Origin of the sequence: Bradyrhizobium denitrificans (assembly GCF_013179005.1) — a bacterium.
Classification (GTDB): Bacteria; Pseudomonadota; Alphaproteobacteria; order Rhizobiales; family Xanthobacteraceae; genus Bradyrhizobium; species Bradyrhizobium denitrificans.
This window is the reverse complement of the sequence record NZ_JABFDP010000001.1, coordinates 279,395-297,601: the sequence shown is the minus strand read 5'-3', so window position 1 is coordinate 297,601 and position 18,207 is coordinate 279,395. Positions and strand designations below refer to the sequence as shown.

Below are 18,207 nucleotides of genomic sequence, written 5' to 3'. Positions count from 1 at the left end.
CCATGGGCGATGCGGGCGGCCGCCGAACGCCTGCCCCGCCGTCCCGATCACCACCTGTGCGCGCCGGTTCAATGCCTGCCGGACGTCAACAAGGTCCGGAGCACGTTGTAGACGAACCAGAGAACCAGAAACGCGACATACACCGAGATATTCAGGTTCAGGTTGGACCGGAAGCCGGGCGCACGGACCTTGTCGTGCTTGGCCGAGGCCTGGATCGAGAGAATGTTCTGCTGCGCACATTTCACCAGGAGATCATAATCCTCGGCCTTGGCGCGCGGCAACGTCCACGTCTCGACGGTCAGCTCCTTGAAGCTGTCGACATGACGGCCGTCCACGCCGTACCGGCTGGTCAGCGTCAGCCCGGGCAAGGCATGGGTTTCGTCAGCTTTCGCTCGCGGCCAAGCGCGGGGCAGTTCGACGTGAAGCAGCCAGGAGAGCCGTCGGGGGCGTCCAACATAGATATCGTGCTCGCGGGCGGCGAGGCCGGCGCCCGACAAGTCCGTGCTGATATTGGATTCGACGAACTGCAGTTGAATCTTGTCCGGCGTGTCGGATGCTCGCCAGCAGTCACTGATCGTATATCGGGCATCCACGACGATCTTGTTCTGCAACTGATCATCCTGGATCGCGATCGCCGCGGACTCGGCCGCCGCCGGCCAGCTCGCCTGCAACTGACGCAGCAAGGCTCGCGAGAAGCCGGCCTCGCCCTCATTCGCAATCAGGTTTCTGATGTGGTCGGCGCCCCAGGCCGAAAACTCGAGGCTGCGATGCAGCGAGGCCGGAGATTGGCGCGAAGGACCGATGCGCCAATCATCGTGGCAATGGATGATATGCCTGACGGCTTGCTCGGGCAGCTTTTCCAGCTGCGAGGCGTCTGCGGCCAGCGGCAAGGCCCATCCGAGATGGGGCAGCTCGATCTGGTCGAGGCCACCGCCTTGCAGCGGCAGCGTCGGATCGAGCCAGTAGCTCTTGCCGTCGAGCCGGACACGCACGATGCAGTGATCGAACACGGCCGGGCTCGGCAGCACCCGGTCGAGCGTACGGCCATGCGTCGTGGAGACCAGGGCCGCGCAAGCCTCCAGGCCGAGGCGGCGCGCGCCAGCCACATAGAGGCGCGCTTTGTCCTTGCAGTCGCCGAACCGACCGGCCCAGATCGCATCGAGCTCGCGCGGCACCAGGCCGCCCTCTCCCAATGCAAGAAAGAAATAGCGCAATTCGCGCTGCACGAAGCGCAGCCACTCGGCCGCGCGTTGCGCCGGATCGGGATGGGCCACACCGATCCGGTCGATCTCGTCGGCCAATGTCGCAGGAATCTCGGCGCTGTCATAGGCCGCCACCATCAGGCCCGCGACATCGCTCCATCCAACGAACTCGCTGAGCTGAAAGGCTGGGTCTTCGATCTCCCAGGACGGCGTCAACGGTGCGCTCGGGCCGCGCTTTCTCTGGCCGCGCAGACGTCGACAAATCTCCTCGATCTCGCCGGTCACGCTCACCGTTGCAGGCGGCGGATCGTTGAACTCCCTGCTGGCGATGGCGCGATCACGCCGCTTCAGCAGCCGATGGCGATAGTCGAAGCTCGGATTGGTCCCTTCGAAGGCCACCCATGATTGGTATTTGCCCTTGAGGATCGGCGTCTCGCCATAGAGTGAGCAGCTGAACTCCAGGATGTCGTTCGCCCTGACGTCCGGCACCAGGAAAGAGGCAGTGAGACGCCCGTTGAGCATCAGGCGCTCAATGTCCCGCTCGCGGCGAAAGACCTGGAAGCAACCAGGCCGTGCATGATCGACAGACTGATCGCCGCGCCGGATGCGCACCGCATGGACCTCGAGCCTCTGGTAGCCGGGATCGAACTCGATGACGATGTGGGACGCCCGCTCGGCGCCCTCCTTGGTCAGGATCCGCTGCGCGGTCCGGTAGCTCCAGCAGAGCTCGGGGCCGGTGAGGTCGACCTGCATGTCGGAGAGCAGCCGGCAAACGCCATTGGCGATGGCCGACTCCTGATCGGGCGACGGCTCCGTCTCGTAGGGGACAAGGTCGACCCACGCCGGCACGGGTGCATAGCGAACCTCATCGACGCTGACCGTCGCCGACCCGCCGCGACCGCTCTCCCCGATATCGTTCACGACAACACGCCCCCAAACACGCCCGCTTGAGGTACAATCGTTCACGAAAACGTTCAAGCAAAGGCCGTGGGCAAAGGCGCCGAACGATCATCCGCTCATCGCTGCGGACTCGTCAGCCGCGCATCTCACTTCGCCGTGGGGACGAGCCATGTCCGGAAGAACGCAAGCACCTCGGCGTTGAACTCAGCGTGGAAGGCCGTACGGTCGAAACCCGGTGCATCGACGCAGAGCTCGGACTGCCCCTGGACCAGCGCCGGCGGACACAGGAAGAACGCGAAGTGGCCGGAGTTCGGCACCACGCGATAGTCGTGTGCTGCCGGAAGATTGGCGTCGACGAAAGCGACATGGCTGGGCAGCACGCCGTCGCCGCCGCGACTCGAGGCCCAGAGCTGAACTGGCGTCTTGATCGGGGCGAAGCTCGCGGGCGAGAAGAAGATCGCCAAGGGATCGGCGAGCACCGCAGCCTTGATCCGCGGATCATGCGTCAGCGGTTGCGATGGCGTTCGTTTGTCCAGGATCTCCTGGCAGAACAGTCTCCGGATTGGCTGACAATAATCGGACGCCGCTCCCGCCCAATCCGGATCGGCACCGAGCAGCACGAGCCCGGTGTAGCCGCCGCGCGAAAAGCCGAAGAAGCCGATGCGGTCGCGATCGATGTCGGCCGCGAAGGGCGACGGGCCGACCATGAAGTCGATCAGCCGCTTGATGTCGGCGGGCCGCTCGACGAACACCGAGAGATCGCCCGACCTGCTCCGATCCCGCGCGGTATCGCCAGGATGATTGATCGCCGCGACCACGAAGCCGTGGTCGGCAAGCGCCTCGGCCGTATCGCGATTGCTGAGCAGCGAACCGCCGCGCCCATGCGAGGCGACAACGAGCGGCAGATGCCCGCCCATGAGGGGGCAGTCCTTCACCCCCGTCAACGTGAAGCCGCCGCCGATGGGGATCTCGGTCGGCTGTTCCGCGCATGGATACCAGACCATGCCATGGATCTCCGGACCGTCGGACGCCGCGGCAATGTCGATCGCTCGCAGACCGGCGGCGTGCGTCAGCGTGGCAGTGAGACAGACGGCGAGGATCGAGAAGACTTGGCAGGCGCGGATAACAGCGAACATCGGGGTCCTCCTTGGCTGATGCATCTCGGGCGATGAGCCTACGGCACCTGCTTGACCTGTCCTGATCCCGAGACGTGCGAGTTGATCCGCGCCACCGTGCCGTGCAGCCGCACGACGGCGCTCCCGGAAACGGAGATGTCGGCATCCTGGCGCGGCGCGAGGTCGACGTCGCCGCTGCCGCGGACCGTTGCGCTGGCGCGATCGGCGACCAGCCGGCCGAGATCGGCACGCCCGGAGCCCGACGAGTCCAGCGACACCTCATGCGCCGTTCCGCTGGCGCTGACGGCGCCGCTGCCGTGCAGCGTGAGGCGCAGCGACTCCTGCTTGGCGTCGGCAAGCCTGAGATTGCCGCTGCCGTGCAGGTTCGCCGTGGCTGTCTGGGTGACCAGACGGCCGAGGTCTACCTGGCCGGAGCCGGCCGCTTCGACGGCGACGTCGCGGACGTCGCCGCTGGCCGTCACGGCACCGCTGCCACGCGCCGTGATCCGCACCACGTCCTGGTGGAGATCGGAGAGATCGAGGGCGGCCGATCCACTCACGGTCCATGCGGTGACCGCAGGGCCGGAGAGCTGGACGACGAGATCGTCCGGCTGGAGACAGTCGATCGCGTGGCCCCACTCGGCCGTGTCCCATGCGAGCTGGCCGTCCCGCAGGCGGACGTGCTCGACGATGTCGGCGTCACCGGTCACGCTCGCCTTGGGCGATGGCCCCGGCCTGAAATGCACCTGCGCCGGAATCCTGATCATGACGGCGTCGCTGCCTGACCAGGCCAGGTCGGCCGTGCGACGCTCGCGCGAGCCGGTCTTGTTCGCCCCCGGCAGCGGGGTGCAGCTGCGCGATGCGCCCGCCCAGGAGGTTCTGACCCAAGAGAGGCCTGTCCAAGGCAGATCACCACCCTCGACCCAGTCCTGCGCCGAGGCCAGCGCGGTAATGACCCCGCACAGCCCGGCGACGCTCAGTGACACCATCGCAATTCGTCCGAGTCGTCCACTCATCACGCACCCCTCTGATCTATGATTGAGCCAGGTCGTGTCCCGGCCTGAGCAGCCGGTAGTGCAGCCGGGCATAATTGCCGAGCATCCTCACCGCGGCATTGAGCGCCAGCAGCAGCAGCGCGCCGCAGCCGATGCTGCCGGCGACGAGCCCGATACCAGCCACCGCCCGCAGCGCCATCGCGGCGATCGAGGCGAAGTGCCCAATCTTCAAGAGACTGAGCAGCAGCCCGAGACCGACGATTCCGAGCACGAAGACGATGAGGCCGAGCGCCAGGGTCACCAGCAGGACGGCGAACAGCAGCGGGAGCAGCAACACGATGTCGACCGTCGCCAATCCACCGAGCGCCAGCAGCACGGCAGCGGAGTTGCCCAGGCTGCGGTGCGTCTCCCAATGGCGCAGCCCGGTTTCGGCGCGCAGCTCGCGCGCCAGCCGGCGCGGGTCGCCCAACGCCGCGGCCACCTCTATTTCGTCGCGCCCCGACGCGGCGGCTTCATCGAAGTAGGACATGTAGTCCGCGACGATCTCGTCGATATCATCAGCAGGCAAGCCGGCGAGACCATCCTTGAGGAGGCCCAGGAAGGCTGCGCGGTCCATCAGCGTTCTCCCAGCAATGTATTGACGGCATCGGAAAACATGCGCCACTCGCGCTTCTGCGCCGCGAAGGCGGCACGGCCGGCGGGCGTGAGCCGATAATATTTGCGCGGCGGGCCGCTATTGGATTCGGCCAGACGGGTTTCGACCAGCTTGTCGTCCTGCATGCGCCGCATCAAAGGATAGATCGTCCCCTCGCCGATGCCCACGCCGGCGGACAGCGAGCTGGCAATCTCGTAGGCATAGCTCTCGCCCCGCGCCAACAGCGCCAGCACGCACAATTCGAGCGCCCCCTTCTTGAGCTGGACCTGCATCTGCTCTGTCATGACAGCAAGGTATCGCAAGGTACCTTGTTTTACAAGGTACCTGTTTATGAATGATCGAACGTTCGTAGGACGTACAGCCCGCAGCTCCCGAGGTCGCCCAGCGCATCGAAATCCCCGGCTCAGCAGACAGACATCCATTTCTTTTTTCCAGAAATAATGCTATCCCTGCATCGTCCCGTGCCCGCCATGAGGGGCGCTTCGCGATCGTCACGAACGTGGGGCGCGGGATGCGGTGGGCGCGCCGGGGCGCAGCGGACTTTGGCCTGCGGACGAACGATCCGGTGCGCACGGTCAAGCCGTGTGGTCCTGTCATCCCGGTGCTGATGCCAAGTCGGTGACGACGATGTTGCTGACGACGGGTTGAGCCCGCCGATGTGTTCGGCCAGACCTGTGGTGACTGCCGCCTGCTTTTTTTGCTGCAGGCGGGCCACGGGCGCGGCCAGCGCCCGGCCTTCTCTGTGCCCTCAGTTTTCCGGAGGGCGAATGATTGGCAAAACTCGGACGCTGATTGCGCCGCGAGGCGGGAAAAGCGTGGCGCGATGGATCGACCGAATGACTTGGTTTCGCGCTCAGCTCCGAGCCTGTGGCTTTCGCGCCGACGATGTCGCTCCTCACCCTGGGGAGCCCGCCGCGCGGGCGGGCGTCTCGAAGGGCGAGGCCCGGACAGGGGGCCTCATGGTTCGAGACGCGCCTTCGGCCGCTCCTCACCATGAGGGGGAGTTCTGCAACTCGCGCTACAGAGGACCAGGAACAGCGTGGCGTTGGAGAGGACCAGCGATCCCGCCGTGGAGACAGACCTTTTCCTCACGGACCGTCGCAAGCCACGTCCCCAGGACGGCCGCAAACAATTCGCCGAACTCAATCACTCGGTCGCATACCATGCATGCGGTTCAAGGTTGGCGACCGCCGAGATCAACAGGCGATCATCTCCTCACTTCCCCGTCGGCGCGTCCTGCCGCCAGGCGGAGCCTGCGATCTTCGCCGCGGCGATCACCGCCTGTGTCCGGCTCTCGACGCCGAGCTTCTGCAGGATGGCCGAGACATGCGCCTTGATGGTCGCCTCGGAGACGCCGAGCTCATAGGCGATCTGCTTGTTGAGCAGCCCCTGGGACAGCATCATCAGCACCCGCACCTGCTGCGGGGTCAGGGTGACCAGGCGGTCACGGAGCCTGGTCATCTCCGGATCGGCGCCGGCGGCAAGGTCGGTGTCGGGCGGCACCCAGACGTCGCCATCCATCACCTTCATGATGGCGTCGCGCAGCGTGTCGACGCCGAACCGCTTCGGGATGAAGCCGGAGGCACCGAAATCGAGCGAGCGGCGGATTGTCGCGCCATCGTCGCTGGCCGAGACGATGACGACCGGGATCGCCGGATATTGCGCGCGCAGGTAGATGAGCCCGGAAAAGCCGGAAATGCCGGGCATCGTCAGGTCGAGCAGCACGAGATCGACCTCGGAATCCTTCTCCAGCAGCGTGGTCAGGTCTTCGAAGGAGCCGGCCTCGTCGACCACGGCCTCCGCGAGCACGCTCGTGACCGCCTGCCGCAGCGCGTTGCGGAACAGCGGGTGATCATCGGCAATGACAAGGTGGGTGGTGGCAGCCGCCATGAATTCTGACTTGACCTTACGACGCCGGCCACGCGCCTCAGCTGCACGCCGCCCGGCTTTTGTGAAATACTCGCCCGGCGACTGGTTGCATGCAAGCATGCAATTCCACTTGCAGGAAGAGCGGTTAATCTGCGCCTTGTGCGGCGCAACATCGATAACGCGGCGACCGTTAGGCGAACTTGATCCGCCGCAATGTCCCCATGTTTCCGTGCGCCGCAGCCGCCAGGGCCGAAAGTCGTATTGGGCCGGGTTTCACTGCAATGTTACTTAAGCGCCAAGGTCTCCGCGACCAGCGCCGTCCAAGTCCGGCATGCGGGGACGAAACCATCAGCACAACGATCTTGGGGAGCGAATGCCAATGTCAACAATGGTCGCCACACAAGCGAGATCGGGAGGCATGACGAAGGACGAGCGCTTCGTCATTCTGGCGTCCTCTCTCGGCACTGTCTTCGAGTGGTACGATTTCTACCTTTACGGGTCCCTCGCCTCGATCATCGGCGCGCAGTTCTTCAGTAGCTATCCGCCGGCCACCCGCGACATTTTCGCGCTGCTGGCCTTCGCCGCCGGCTTCCTGGTCCGCCCGTTCGGCGCCATCGTGTTCGGCCGCATCGGCGACATCGTCGGCCGCAAATACACCTTCCTGGTCACGATCCTGATCATGGGTCTGTCGACCTTCATCGTCGGCATCTTGCCGAACGCCGAGACCATCGGCTTCGCCGCGCCGGTGATCCTGATCGGTCTACGCCTGTTGCAGGGCCTTGCGCTCGGCGGTGAGTATGGCGGCGCCGCCACCTATGTCGCCGAGCATGCGCCAATGGGCAAGCGCGGCTACTACACCTCCTTCATCCAGACGACGGCCACGATGGGCCTGTTCCTGTCGCTGCTGGTGATCCTGTTCACCCGCACCATCATCGGCGAGGCCGACTTCGCCAAATGGGGCTGGCGCGTGCCGTTCCTGGTGTCCGTGCTGCTGCTCGGCGTCTCCGTCTGGATCCGTCTGCGCCTCAACGAATCGCCCGTGTTCCAGAAGATGAAGGAAGAGGGCAAGAGCTCGAAGGCGCCGCTGACGGAAGCGTTCGCGAACTGGAACAACGGCAAGATCGTGCTGCTCGCGCTGATCGGCGCGACCATGGGCCAGGGCGTCGTCTGGTACACCGGCCAGTTCTACGCGTTGTTCTTCCTGCAATCGATCCTGAAGGTCGACGGCTACACCGCCAACCTGCTCATCGCCTGGTCGCTGCTGCTCGGCACCGGCTTCTTCATCGTGTTCGGCATCCTCTCCGACAAGATCGGCCGCAAGCCGATCATCATGGGCGGCTGCCTGATCGCGGCGCTGACCTTCTTCCCGATCTTCAAGATGATCACCAGCAACGCCAACCCGGCGCTGGAGAAGGCGATCGAGTCGGTGAAGGTGGAAGTCGTGGCAGATCCGGCCGGTTGTGGAGACCTGTTCAACCCGGTCGGCACCCGCGTCTTCACCGCGCCTTGCGACACCGCTCGCGCCTTCCTGGCCCAGTCCTCGGTCAAGTACTCGACCGTTCCTGGCCCGGCCGGCTCCGGCGTGAAGGTCACCTTGAACGGCAAGGAAGTGCCCTACACCGACGCCAAGACCAGCAATCCGGCCCTGACGTCTGCGATCGCCGACGCCGGCTATCCGAAGGCCGGCAACCCGGGGATCGTGAAGATGGCGCATCCGTTCGACGTCTTCCGTCCGCAGGTCGCCGCGATCATCGGCCTGCTGTTCATCCTGGTGATCTTCGTCACCATGGTGTACGGCCCGATCGCCGCGATGCTGGTCGAACTGTTCCCGACCAAGATCCGCTACACCTCGATGTCGCTGCCCTACCACATCGGCAACGGCTGGTTCGGCGGCCTGCTGCCCGCAACGGCCTTCGCGATCGTGGCCTCGACCGGCGACATCTATGCCGGCCTCTGGTACCCGATCACGTTCGCCGTCATCACCGCGGTGGTCGGCTTCCTGTTCCTGCCGGAGACCAAGGACGTCGATATCCAGTCGACCTGATCACGATGCGAGCGGCGACCCCGCTCGCCTCTCTATTGCAGAGAACGGCCGCGGATCACTCCGCGGCCGTTCCGCATTTCAGCCGATGGGTCTTGTCTTTTGACTTCAGACCGCGCCGATGAACTGCAGCACCACCTCGCGCCGATGCGGACGCGCGCGATGCTCAATGAGATAGATCGCCTGCCAGGTGCCGAGCAGCATCCGGCCGTCCTGCACCGGCACCTGGAGCGAGACAGCGCTCAGCATGGTCTTGATGTGGGCCGGCATATCGTCGGGACCTTCGGTGTCATGCACCCAGCCGGCATTCTCCGGCGCCAGCCGCGCCAGCGCCGAGGTGAGATCGCGCAGCACGGTCGGGTCGGCATTCTCCTGGATCGTCAACGACGCCGACGTGTGCCGGATGAAGACCGTCACCGCCCCTTCTTTCGCGGAGATATCGCGCAGGAAGGCGTCGACCTCGCGCGTGAGATCACTGAAGCCGCGGCCCGGCGTCTGCACGGCCAGTGTCGAGGTCACGACCGTGGTGATGGGCACCGCCGCAGGCGCCGTCCGCGTGATGGATCGTGCGATCATGCGTCCAGCCTCCTCGACGCGGGGTCAGATCTTGCCCGAGACGTCCTTCTGCACCCGCGCGGCCATGTCGAGCAGCCGGCGCCAAGCCTGCTCCAGAAAGCCCATCATGCGCTCCATGTCCTGGTCGCTGGGCAACGGGATCTCGAGCTTGCGCGTTCCATCGGTCGATTTCGATTCGCCGGCTTTCGGCTCGGCCTTCTTCAACTGATCGGACTTTGGCAGCGCCTGGTCCTTCGGCAGCGGCTCGTCGATCTTGCCGGAGATGCTCTGATCGCGCGAAGCCAGCTGGGCTTTCAACTTTTCGTTCTCTGCCTGCAGCCGGCCGATCTCGGCATCCAACGCGGCCCGCTCGTCGGGAACGGCGTAGCACGCCCAGCCGGAACCGGCGTTGTTGTTGCAGGTCGAGACCGCACCGGTCCTGGTGTCGAGCCGGACCACGCCGTCCGGCGTCGTCGACATCGTGTAGCGCCCCTTGTCGCCATCTGGCGCGGTCTCCTCCGCAGCCCAGGCCTCTCCGCCCAGGCAGCTCAACGCCAGGAGCGCAATGAGGGGCCGCCGGTATGGCTTCGTGAGACTCATGGCTCGCTCTCCAGAATGCGGTCGCGATGGCCGCCATGCACGCTCATTTTGTGTCGCCGCCATGACGTTGCGCGAGGTGCGGTCACCTGCCACAGCTCGCACCTATGGCTCGGACGTATAGGCGGAGCGGCCGGATTTCAACGCGTCGGCCAGGAGCTCGAGCCGGTCCTGGCCCCAGAAGATCTCGCCGTCCAGCACATAAGCGGGCGAGCCGAACACATCGGCGGCGATGGCATCCTGGCGATTCTGCTCGTAGACCGCCGCGACCGCGTCCGACCCCGACTTGGCGACGAGATCGCGCCCGGGCAGTCCGGCCGCATCGGCCAAGCGCGTGATCACCTCGGCGTCCCCGAGATTGAGCTGTTGCTCCCAGATCGCCGGGAAGGCGCGCTGCAGATAGGGCTCCGGATCAAGCCCCGCCTGCATTGCGGCGATGACCACCCCATCCGCGAGCCGGGCGTTGAACGGCCAGTTCCTGGGCTGGAGATGAAAATCGAGCCCCCGCTTGTCGCGCCAGCGCTTAAGCTCGACGATACGGTAGCGCTGCCGCGCCGGATGACGCCGCGCCAGCGGCAGGCCCCCGGTCTCGGCGAACAGATCGAGCAGCATCACCGGCTTGACGGCCACGGCAGCGCCATGGCTGGCGGCAATGTCGCGGAACAGGCGATGACCAATATAGGCCCATGGGGATTGCAGCGAGAAATAATAGTCGATGTGGCGCGGCATGCGGAGTCCCACCCCGGTTCGGGTTCAGCGGCATCGGATCAGAGGGCTCCGGAGGACGCAAGATCGCAACCGCCGAGAACGCTGTTGATGCGGCGCGGTGACACCCGCGACCGATCTGACGAAAAAGCCGAGAAAACGAGCAAATTCAGGCATCTAACAGATCAACACGCAATCTTGACTTGGGGGGATGCGGTCAGTATGGTCCGCGCGGCTTTAAAGGGCGATGGGGCGCTATTTCCTGAAACTCGCAGCAACGGATCGGGTCTCCACAGATGTCGGATGGCACGAACGAGCGCAGCGGACCCGGAGATCGCGACAAGTCGCCTGATGAGGTTGCGCTTTCCGCAAGGCTCGGAAGTCTCGACCAGCGGTTGTCCCAAATGCGGGACGGCCGAAAGATCGGGGCTGATCAACCTGGAAACGGCAGCGGTGACACAGCAGCCCGGGCTTCGGCCATGGCGCGTGGACTGCGACTGTCCTCCGAGTTGATTGCCGGTGTCCTCGTCGGCGCGGTGCTTGGCTGGGGCTTCGACCGCTTGCTGTCGACATCGCCCTTCGGATTTATCGTGTTTTTCCTGCTCGGCTTCGCCGCCGGCGTGTTGAACGTGGTGAGATCTGCAGGCATAGCTCCCGACAGGTCCCGCCAATGAGACATGCGCGGCAGACCTCAGCGCGGAAGACAAACGAGTGAATTGCAAAGCGCCGGCGTGGCCGGTGAACAACTGAGACGCCACGCGGATGATCGATCCGATCCATCAATTCCACCTCAACAAGATCTTCACGATCGGCCATATCGGCAATCAGGAGATCGCCTTCACCAACTCCACCGCGTACATGCTGCTCGCGGTCGTCCTGATCGCCGGCATGATGCTGGCCGCCGGGCGCGCGCTCGTCCCGGGCCGGTTCCAGTCGGTGGTCGAGCTGTCCTACGAATTCGTCGCCAACACCCTCAGAACCAGCGCCGGCTCGCACGGCATGACGTTCTTCCCGCTGGTGTTCTCGCTGTTCATGTTCATCTTCGTCTCGAACATCGTCGGCATCATCCCCTACACCTTCACCGTCTCCAGCCACATCATCGTCACCTTCTCGCTGGCGCTCTTGGTGTTCCTGACGGTCATCATCTACGGCTTCTACAAGAACGGCCTGAAGTTCTTTAAGCTGTTCGTCCCCTCCGGCATCCCCGCGGTGATCCTGCCGCTGGTGGTCGTGATCGAAATCATCTCCTTCTTCTCCCGCCCGATCTCGCACAGCGTCCGTCTGTTCGCCAACATGCTGGCCGGCCACGTCACGCTGAAAGTGTTCGCGAGCTTCGTGACCATGCTCGGCGCGCTCGGCTTCGTCGGCAAGGTCGGCGCGCTGCTGCCGCTCGGCCTCACGGTCGCCTTGACCGGCCTCGAGCTGATGGTTGCGTTCCTTCAGGCCTACGTCTTCACGATCCTCACCTGCATCTATCTCAACGATGCTATCCATCCGGGCCACTGATCCGGCCCTCTCTACCAAACCCCTCAAAGGAGTTCGTTTCATGGATCCGGTTGCAGCGAAGTACATTGGCGCAGGCATTGCTTGCATCGGCATGGGTGGCGCAGGTGCCGGCATCGGCATCATCTTCGGCAACTACCTGTCGGCCGCTCTGCGCAATCCGTCCGCCGCCCAGGGCCAGTTCGGCAACCTGATTTTCGGCTTCGCGGTGACCGAAGCGCTCGGCATCTTCTCGCTGCTGATCGCACTGCTCCTGCTGTACGCCGTCTAAGACGGCCTGAGCCGGAGAGGAGAAGCCCGTGGCTGAAAGTCATGGCGAGGCCAAGGGCACGGCAAGCGCCCATACCGAGGCCGAAGGCGGGCACGGTTTCCCTCCCTTCCAGAAGGAAACCTTTCCCTCCCAGATCGTCTCGCTGGTGATCACCTTTGTTGCGCTGTACGTGATCGTCTCGCGTCTGGCGCTGCCGAAGGTGGGCGGTGTCATCGACGCCCGCCAGAAGGCGATCGACGGCGATCTGGCCGAAGCGCAGCGGCTGAAGGATGAATCCGAAGCCGCGATGAAGGCGTATGAAAGCGAGCTGGCGGCAGCCCGCGCCCGCGCCCAGGCGATCGGCGCCGAGACCCGCGAGAAGCTCGCGGCCTCTTCGGACGCCGAGCGCAAGGCGCTGGAAGACAGCCTCGCGGCCAAGCTCGCGGCGGCTGAGAAGTCGATCGCCACCACGCGTGCGACCGCAATGAGCAATGTCCGCGGCATCGCCGCTGACGCCGCCAGCGCGATCGTGCAGCAGCTCACCGGTAAGGCCCCTGCGGGCAAGACGGTCGAGGCTGCGGTCGATGCATCATTGAAGGGAACAGCCTGATGCATTTGCTCGCTGATCCGGAGACCTGGGTTGCGATTGCCTTCGTGATCCTGATGGGCCTGTTCGCCTATCTTGGTGTCCACCGCACGGTCCTGAAGGCGCTCGACCATCGTGCCGAGCGCATCAGGAACGAGCTGGAGGAGGCCAAGCGGCTGAAGCAAGAGGCGGCCAAGGTGCTCGCCGATTACAAGGCCCGCCGCGCCAGTGCCGAACGTGAGGCCGATGAGATCGTCACCAGCGCCAAGGCGGAAGCTGAGCGCATTGCGGCGGACGCCAAGGCCAAGATGGAAGACTTCGTCGCCCGTCGCACCAAGGCCGCCGAGAGCAAGATCGCCCTCGCCGAGGCCCAGGCGCTCGCCGACGTGAGGTCCGCTGCAGCCGATGCCGCCGTCCAGGCCGCCGCGACCGTGCTGTCGCAGTCGGTCAAGGGCAGCCTCGGCGAAGACCTGGTGGCCAAGGGCATCGCCGAAGTCGGCCGCAAGCTGAACTGAGCCGCAGCCCGTCATCAAGCCAAGCTCTCGAAGGGCCGGTGCGATCCAAGCGCACCGGCCCTTCGCTTTTGAAATCCAAATCACGCGATCGACCGCAGGAAATCAAGATCGCGGTCGCCGCCGGCAAGCGCCGACGCGAGCCTTACTTCCGCTTCTTGCCATGCGGCCGCTCGGGGGTCAGGGCCTGCGGGTCGAACCCGATATAGAACACGTAATTGTCGGCATTGGCACCCGGTGGCGGCACCGGATAGACCATGTCCTCGGCCACGATCGTGAACGGAACGCTGCCGTCGCCGGTCATCTGGACGGTGGTTCGATAGGATTTGGTGGCGATCACCTTCTCGCCGATGCCCCCCTGGACCACGGCGATGCGCATCGGGATGTCGACCGTCGCGGGGGCACCGGCGGGACCGGCCACGACCCTGCCCTGGATCCCGATCTTGCCGACGATCTCGGCGCCGTTGAGATTGCACTCGCGCGCCGTCTTGGTGATGGACGCCTGGAAACGCACGTCGTTGCCGACCGCCTGCTTGCCGGGCGCTGCGACCGCATAGGTCGAGGCACCGGCGCGGATGCTCACCGGCGGGCAGCTCAGGCCCTCGGTCGGATCAACCGGCGGTCCGCCGCTCGCGGGCAGATTCTGCTGCTCCTTGTCATCGGAGCCGCCACCAAACAGGCTCTTGAAGCGGTCGGTCAGGGATTGGGCTGCCACCGGCGGGGCGGTCCCGGCCGCTCCCATCGCCAGCAGCACGGCTGCCAATGTCCCAACTCTCACCACGCTCGTCTGTCGCATCGTCTGATGTCCTCGGCTCTCGCCCGCCTCGCCCGCCAACGCCACACCGCCAAGCTCGAGAGCCTGACGGGACGGCGGCTGCACACCGGCGTCTATACCCATTTCAAGGCGCGGAACCAGTCCCCCTCCGCCACTCCTGCGCCCCTGTCGATCACATTCGCTAGCCGCGGAAATCCTCGTGCAGCAGGCCGTAGAGATAATGGTCCTGCCAGACCCCGTTGATGCAGAGATAGCGGCGCGCCAGTCCCTCGCGCGTGAAGCCGCACTTCTCCAGCACCCGAATCGACGGCGTATTGGTGGGGATGCAGGCGGCCTCGACCCGGTGCAGGTTGAGCTCGCCGAACAGCGTCGGCAGCAAGAGCCGCAACCCCGCCGTCATGTAGCCGCGATGCGCATGCGGCTGGCCCATCCAATAGCCGATGGTGCCGGCCTGGACGATGCCGCGCCGAACATTGGCGAGCGTGATGCCGCCGAGCATGGCGCCATCCTGCTCGCGGAATACGATGAACGGGTAAGAGCGATCGGCCGAGATGTCCTCCGCATAGCGCCGCAGCCGGCGGCGGAAACCGGACCGCGTCAGATCATCGGACGGCCAGATCGGCTCCCACGGCGTCAGGTAATCGCGGCTGAGCTCACGAAGCTGCGCCCATTGCGCGTAATCGGCCATCTGCGGCGCGCGCAGCATCAAGCCATTGCCGCGCGGCGCCAGCGCGGCCGGCCCGTTGGATGGCAAGCGAAACAGGGCCATCGGTGATGCTCCCCCCTGCTCTTCAGCCCCCGACTCTCAGCGCCGGTCCGGCACACCACGTCGCGGCGAGCCGCACGAGGATCGGCCTGTCCGGACTGGTGCTCAATGCAGCTGGGCCTTCGGCTTCGACCCGGTGAGAGCTTCGGCGAAAGTCACCGCCGTGTCCAGACCCCTGCCGCTGCCGAGCGCAACCACCGCAGGCTTGCTGCGTGCGAGCAGCGCACGAGCCGCATCGCGCGTGCTCTCGACACTGACGGCCTCGATCTTGTCGACCATCTCCTGCAAGGTCTGCGGCCGTCCATAGGCCAGGATATGGCGCGCCAGCTGCTCGGCGCGGGCGCTGCAGCTCTCCAGCGCCATCAACAAGCCCGCCTTCATCTGCGCCTTGGCGCGGGCCACTTCGGCCTCGCTCAGCGTTTCCACCGCGTTGCCGATGATGTCGACCACGACCTCCATCATCTCAGGCGCGTCGGCCGGATCGGTGCCGGTGTAGAGGCCGAAAAAGCCGGTGTCGCTGTAGGGCGCGTGGAACGTATACACGGAGTAGCAGAGCCCCCGGTTTTCACGCACCTCCTGGAACAGCCGGGACGACATGCCGCCGCCGAGGATGTTGGTGAACACCTGCAGCGAGAACAGCGACGGATCGGCCTGCGGCACGCCCTCGAGCGCCAAGGTCAGATGCGCCTGCTCGAGGTCGCGATGCACGACCCGCGAGCCGCCTTTGCCGAACGCGGCGGGCAGCGGTTTCGGCGCCGGAGCGCCATTGAAGCTGGCAAAACGCCTGGTCACATCCTCGACCACCTGCTGATGGTCGACGGCGCCGGCGGCGGCCACGACCATGTCCGGTCCGCGATAATGCGTGGCGAGATAGCCATGCAGCTTGTCGCGATCGAACCCCTGCAGCGTCTTGGCGGTGCCGAGCAAGGAGCGCCCCATCGGCTGATCCGGAAAGCACAGCTCATTGAGATGTTCGAACACGACATCATCAGGGGTGTCCTGGGCAGCGCCGATCTCCTGCACGATGACGTTCTTCTCGCGCTCCAGCTCCTCCGGCACGAAGGACGGATTGGCGAGGATGTCGGAGAGCACGTCGAGCGCGAGCGGCACGTCGGCCTTCAGCACGCGCGCATAATAGGCCGTGGTCTCGGTCGAGGTGCCGGCATTGAGATCGCCGCCGACCGCCTCGATCGCCTCGACGATCTCGCGCGCGCTGCGCGTGGTCGTCCCCTTGAACGCCATGTGCTCGAGCAGATGCGAGATGCCATGCTCATCCGGCTTCTCGTCGCGGCCGCCCACCCCGGCCCAGACGCCGAGCGCCGCCGTTTCCAGATGCGGCATCGTATCGGTGACGACGGTGAGCCCGGTCGGCAGCTTGGTGACTTCCACGCCCATCATGCAATTCCCTGCTTGGCGGCCCGGCTGACCGAACGGATGAATTTCTCCACCTCGGCCTGGTCGTTCCGCATGATCCTGATCTCCTCGCGCTTGGTCATCAGCCCGTCGAGCCAGACCGGCAGATGCGGCCGCATTCCGCAGGCGGCCTCGACCGCATCGGGGAATTTGGCCGGATGCGCGGTCGCCAGCACGATGTTCGGCACGGAGGTGTCGGTCCCGTCGCGGTCGGCCACGGCCAGCGCGACCGCCGTGTGAGGATCGACGAGATCGCCGGCCTCGCGGAACGCGGCGCGAATCGCGGCCGCCGTCTCGGTCTCGTCGGCGCGGCCAGCCTCGAAATCGGCGCGAACAGCCGCCAGCATTGCGTCGGGCAGCACGAAGCGGACGGATTGCTTCAGGCCCTCCATCAGCCGCCGCACCGTGCCGGCGTCGCGGCCACCGGCCTCGAACAGCAGCCGCTCGAAATTCGAGGACACCTGGATGTCCATCGAGGGCGACGCCGTCGCATGCACCTCGCGGACCTCGTAGATGCCGGTCGCAAGCGTGCGCGCGAGGATGTCGTTGACGTTGGTCGCAACGCGCAAGGTGCGCACCGGCAGGCCCATGCGCTTGGCGACATAGCCGGCGAAAATGTCGCCGAAATTGCCGGTCGGCACGGTGAAGTCGACCGCGCGGTGCGGCGCGCCGACGGCGACCGCCGAGGTGAAGTAATAGACGACCTGGGCGACGACGCGCGCCCAGTTGATCGAGTTGACGCCGGACAGTGCCACCGAATCACGGAAGCCGTGATGATTGAACAGGCCCTTCACGATCGCCTGGCAGTCGTCGAAATGGCCTTCGATCGCGAGCGCATGCACGTTGGCCGCGCCCGACGTCGTCATCATCCGCCGCTGCACCTCGGAGATGCGGCCATGCGGGAACAGCACGATGAGATCGGCATTGTCGCGACCGGCGAAGGCATCGACCGCGGCACCGCCGGTATCGCCCGAGGTCGCCACCACAATCGTGGTGCGCTCGCCGCGCTTGGCCAGCACATGGTCCATCAGCCGCGAGATCAGCTGCATCGCGACGTCCTTGAACGCCAGGGTCGGGCCGTGGAACAGCTCCAGCACGAACTGATGCGGCGCGATCTGGTCGAGCGGCACCACGGCCGGGTGGCGGAAGGTGGCGTAGGCCTCGTTGGCCATGCGGCCGAGCTCGGCGTCGGAGATCTCGCCGGCCACGAACGGTTTGATGACCTCGACCGCAACCTCCCAATAGGGACGGCCGAAAAAGCCGGCGATGGTCTCGGCCGACAGCTGCGGCCAGGTCTCGGGCACGTAGAGGCCGCCGTCCCGGGCGAGCCCGGTCAGCATCACATCGCAGAAGGTGAGCGCGGGGGCCTCCCCGCGGGTCGAAACATAGCGCGTCAAACCGCTCTCCTGACCTGCGTCATCAGGCCATAACCCGTTGATTGAACTCGAAATCGGAACTGCCTGGCGGCAACATGGTCCGGCACCATAATGGTTTTGGGCAGGCTGCGAAACCGGTTGTTGGGCCAGGAATGGTCACGCGAGCGGGTTACGGCGGGGTTACGGGCGAGTACAGGACCGGTGGCAGGCAACCTGTCGCGAGTCGACCGATGCCACTTCCCCGCTTCACTGTCATCGCCCGGTTCGACCGGGCGATCCGGTACGCCGTGCCGCCAATGGTCGACCGCACCGCGCCGCGGCGTCCTGGAGCCCCGCCTGCGCGGGGATGACTGCGGTAGATGTGGTAACCATGCGGGCCCCCGTCGAGATTG

General features: G+C 65.5%; 19 protein-coding genes. 6 read left to right on the top strand and 13 right to left on the bottom strand.

Going from position 1 to position 18,207, the window contains the following annotated elements:
* Positions 1-68 precede the first annotated feature (68 nt).
* The 6 genes from HL671_RS01235 to HL671_RS01210 all read right to left on the bottom strand — a co-directional run bounded on the left by HL671_RS01235 (position 69) and on the right by HL671_RS01210 (position 6,757).
* Positions 69-2,123, bottom strand: coding sequence for a DUF3857 domain-containing transglutaminase family protein (locus tag HL671_RS01235; protein WP_172235365.1), 2,055 nt, complete (start codon positions 2,121-2,123; stop codon positions 69-71).
* Positions 2,124-2,248: 125 nt separating this feature from the next.
* Positions 2,249-3,238 carry an alpha/beta hydrolase family protein gene (locus HL671_RS01230; RefSeq protein ID WP_246579437.1) on the bottom strand — a complete coding sequence of 330 codons (990 nt, stop codon included), beginning with the start codon at positions 3,236-3,238 and terminating at the stop codon, positions 2,249-2,251.
* Between the two features lie 38 nt (positions 3,239-3,276).
* Entirely contained in the window at positions 3,277-4,233 is a 957-nt protein-coding gene (locus HL671_RS01225; RefSeq protein ID WP_172235363.1) for a GIN domain-containing protein, read from the bottom strand.
* Positions 4,234-4,249: 16 nt separating this feature from the next.
* On the bottom strand, positions 4,250-4,828 hold the full coding sequence (locus HL671_RS01220) for a DUF1700 domain-containing protein (RefSeq protein WP_172235362.1): 579 nt from the start codon (positions 4,826-4,828) through the stop codon (positions 4,250-4,252).
* The gene (locus HL671_RS01215; RefSeq protein ID WP_041750310.1) at positions 4,828-5,151 is read right to left on the bottom strand and encodes a PadR family transcriptional regulator; all 324 of its coding nucleotides are present in this window, start codon (positions 5,149-5,151) and stop codon (positions 4,828-4,830) included. The genes HL671_RS01220 and HL671_RS01215 overlap by 1 nt, the downstream gene beginning before the upstream one ends.
* Positions 5,152-6,082: 931 nt before the next feature.
* Positions 6,083-6,757 carry a response regulator gene (locus tag HL671_RS01210; protein ID WP_172235361.1) on the bottom strand — a complete coding sequence of 225 codons (675 nt, stop codon included), beginning with the start codon at positions 6,755-6,757 and terminating at the stop codon, positions 6,083-6,085.
* A gap of 397 nt (positions 6,758-7,154) precedes the next feature.
* Here HL671_RS01210 and HL671_RS01205 point away from each other — a divergent pair, with 397 nt between their 5' ends.
* Positions 7,155-8,780 carry an MFS transporter gene (locus HL671_RS01205; protein ID WP_246579438.1) on the top strand — a complete coding sequence of 542 codons (1,626 nt, stop codon included), beginning with the start codon at positions 7,155-7,157 and terminating at the stop codon, positions 8,778-8,780.
* Between the two features lie 105 nt (positions 8,781-8,885).
* On the opposite strand, the gene HL671_RS01200 is transcribed toward HL671_RS01205, so the two are convergent.
* The 3 genes from HL671_RS01200 to HL671_RS01190 all read right to left on the bottom strand — a co-directional run bounded on the left by HL671_RS01200 (position 8,886) and on the right by HL671_RS01190 (position 10,658).
* Positions 8,886-9,353: a secondary thiamine-phosphate synthase enzyme YjbQ gene (locus HL671_RS01200; protein ID WP_012041161.1), complete on the bottom strand. Its 468-nt coding sequence runs from the start codon at positions 9,351-9,353 to the stop codon at positions 8,886-8,888.
* 24 nt (positions 9,354-9,377) lie between these two features.
* Entirely contained in the window at positions 9,378-9,932 is a 555-nt protein-coding gene (locus HL671_RS01195; protein ID WP_172235359.1) for a hypothetical protein, read from the bottom strand.
* A gap of 102 nt (positions 9,933-10,034) precedes the next feature.
* Positions 10,035-10,658 (bottom strand): 2-hydroxychromene-2-carboxylate isomerase, encoded by a 624-nt coding sequence (locus HL671_RS01190; RefSeq protein ID WP_012041159.1) that lies wholly within the window; start codon positions 10,656-10,658, stop codon positions 10,035-10,037.
* Positions 10,659-10,930: 272 nt separating this feature from the next.
* Here HL671_RS01190 and HL671_RS01185 point away from each other — a divergent pair, with 272 nt between their 5' ends.
* The 5 genes from HL671_RS01185 to HL671_RS01165 all read left to right on the top strand — a co-directional run bounded on the left by HL671_RS01185 (position 10,931) and on the right by HL671_RS01165 (position 13,488).
* The gene (locus tag HL671_RS01185) at positions 10,931-11,308 is read left to right on the top strand and encodes an AtpZ/AtpI family protein (protein WP_041750308.1); all 378 of its coding nucleotides are present in this window, start codon (positions 10,931-10,933) and stop codon (positions 11,306-11,308) included.
* A gap of 88 nt (positions 11,309-11,396) precedes the next feature.
* Positions 11,397-12,140 carry a F0F1 ATP synthase subunit A gene (locus tag HL671_RS01180; protein WP_012041158.1) on the top strand — a complete coding sequence of 248 codons (744 nt, stop codon included), beginning with the start codon at positions 11,397-11,399 and terminating at the stop codon, positions 12,138-12,140.
* 40 nt (positions 12,141-12,180) lie between these two features.
* Positions 12,181-12,408, top strand: a complete 228-nt coding sequence (locus HL671_RS01175; RefSeq protein ID WP_006615622.1) for a F0F1 ATP synthase subunit C — start codon at positions 12,181-12,183, stop codon at positions 12,406-12,408.
* 28 nt (positions 12,409-12,436) lie between these two features.
* Entirely contained in the window at positions 12,437-12,997 is a 561-nt protein-coding gene (locus HL671_RS01170; RefSeq protein WP_172235358.1) for a F0F1 ATP synthase subunit B family protein, read from the top strand.
* Complete coding sequence (locus HL671_RS01165) at positions 12,997-13,488, top strand: F0F1 ATP synthase subunit B family protein (protein WP_172235357.1); 492 nt, start codon at positions 12,997-12,999, stop codon at positions 13,486-13,488. The genes HL671_RS01170 and HL671_RS01165 overlap by 1 nt, the downstream gene beginning before the upstream one ends.
* A gap of 142 nt (positions 13,489-13,630) precedes the next feature.
* Here HL671_RS01165 and HL671_RS01160 read toward each other — a convergent pair whose 3' ends face one another.
* From HL671_RS01160 to thrC, 4 genes are all read right to left on the bottom strand, one after another.
* Positions 13,631-14,248, bottom strand: a complete 618-nt coding sequence (locus HL671_RS01160) for a hypothetical protein (protein WP_012041155.1) — start codon at positions 14,246-14,248, stop codon at positions 13,631-13,633.
* A 193-nt stretch (positions 14,249-14,441) separates the two neighbouring features.
* On the bottom strand, positions 14,442-15,029 hold the full coding sequence (locus tag HL671_RS01155) for a GNAT family N-acetyltransferase (RefSeq protein ID WP_172235356.1): 588 nt from the start codon (positions 15,027-15,029) through the stop codon (positions 14,442-14,444).
* Between the two features lie 102 nt (positions 15,030-15,131).
* Positions 15,132-16,421, bottom strand: a complete 1,290-nt coding sequence (locus tag HL671_RS01150; protein WP_012041153.1) for a M16 family metallopeptidase — start codon at positions 16,419-16,421, stop codon at positions 15,132-15,134.
* The gene (gene thrC, locus HL671_RS01145; RefSeq protein WP_172235355.1) at positions 16,421-17,836 is read right to left on the bottom strand and encodes a threonine synthase; all 1,416 of its coding nucleotides are present in this window, start codon (positions 17,834-17,836) and stop codon (positions 16,421-16,423) included. The genes HL671_RS01150 and thrC overlap by 1 nt, the downstream gene beginning before the upstream one ends.
* Positions 17,837-18,207: the final 371 nt, after the last annotated feature.

Bases quoted from the DNA above. Each gene is read 5' to 3' on its own strand.
- HL671_RS01230 (WP_246579437.1), bottom strand. From the start codon at position 3,238: ATGTTCGCTGTTATCCGCGCCTGCCAAGTCTTCTCGATCCTCGCCGTC.
- HL671_RS01225 (WP_172235363.1), bottom strand. From the start codon at position 4,233: ATGAGTGGACGACTCGGACGAATTGCGATGGTGTCACTGAGCGTCGCC.
- HL671_RS01220 (WP_172235362.1), bottom strand. From the start codon at position 4,828: ATGGACCGCGCAGCCTTCCTGGGCCTCCTCAAGGATGGTCTCGCCGGC.
- HL671_RS01215 (WP_041750310.1), bottom strand. From the start codon at position 5,151: ATGACAGAGCAGATGCAGGTCCAGCTCAAGAAGGGGGCGCTCGAATTG.
- HL671_RS01210 (WP_172235361.1), bottom strand. From the start codon at position 6,757: ATGGCGGCTGCCACCACCCACCTTGTCATTGCCGATGATCACCCGCTG.
- HL671_RS01205 (WP_246579438.1), top strand. From the start codon at position 7,155: ATGACGAAGGACGAGCGCTTCGTCATTCTGGCGTCCTCTCTCGGCACT.
- HL671_RS01200 (WP_012041161.1), bottom strand. From the start codon at position 9,353: ATGATCGCACGATCCATCACGCGGACGGCGCCTGCGGCGGTGCCCATC.
- HL671_RS01195 (WP_172235359.1), bottom strand. From the start codon at position 9,932: ATGAGTCTCACGAAGCCATACCGGCGGCCCCTCATTGCGCTCCTGGCG.
- HL671_RS01190 (WP_012041159.1), bottom strand. From the start codon at position 10,658: ATGCCGCGCCACATCGACTATTATTTCTCGCTGCAATCCCCATGGGCC.
- HL671_RS01185 (WP_041750308.1), top strand. From the start codon at position 10,931: ATGTCGGATGGCACGAACGAGCGCAGCGGACCCGGAGATCGCGACAAG.
- HL671_RS01180 (WP_012041158.1), top strand. From the start codon at position 11,397: ATGATCGATCCGATCCATCAATTCCACCTCAACAAGATCTTCACGATC.
- HL671_RS01175 (WP_006615622.1), top strand. From the start codon at position 12,181: ATGGATCCGGTTGCAGCGAAGTACATTGGCGCAGGCATTGCTTGCATC.
- HL671_RS01165 (WP_172235357.1), top strand. From the start codon at position 12,997: ATGCATTTGCTCGCTGATCCGGAGACCTGGGTTGCGATTGCCTTCGTG.
- HL671_RS01155 (WP_172235356.1), bottom strand. From the start codon at position 15,029: ATGGCCCTGTTTCGCTTGCCATCCAACGGGCCGGCCGCGCTGGCGCCG.
- HL671_RS01150 (WP_012041153.1), bottom strand. From the start codon at position 16,421: ATGGGCGTGGAAGTCACCAAGCTGCCGACCGGGCTCACCGTCGTCACC.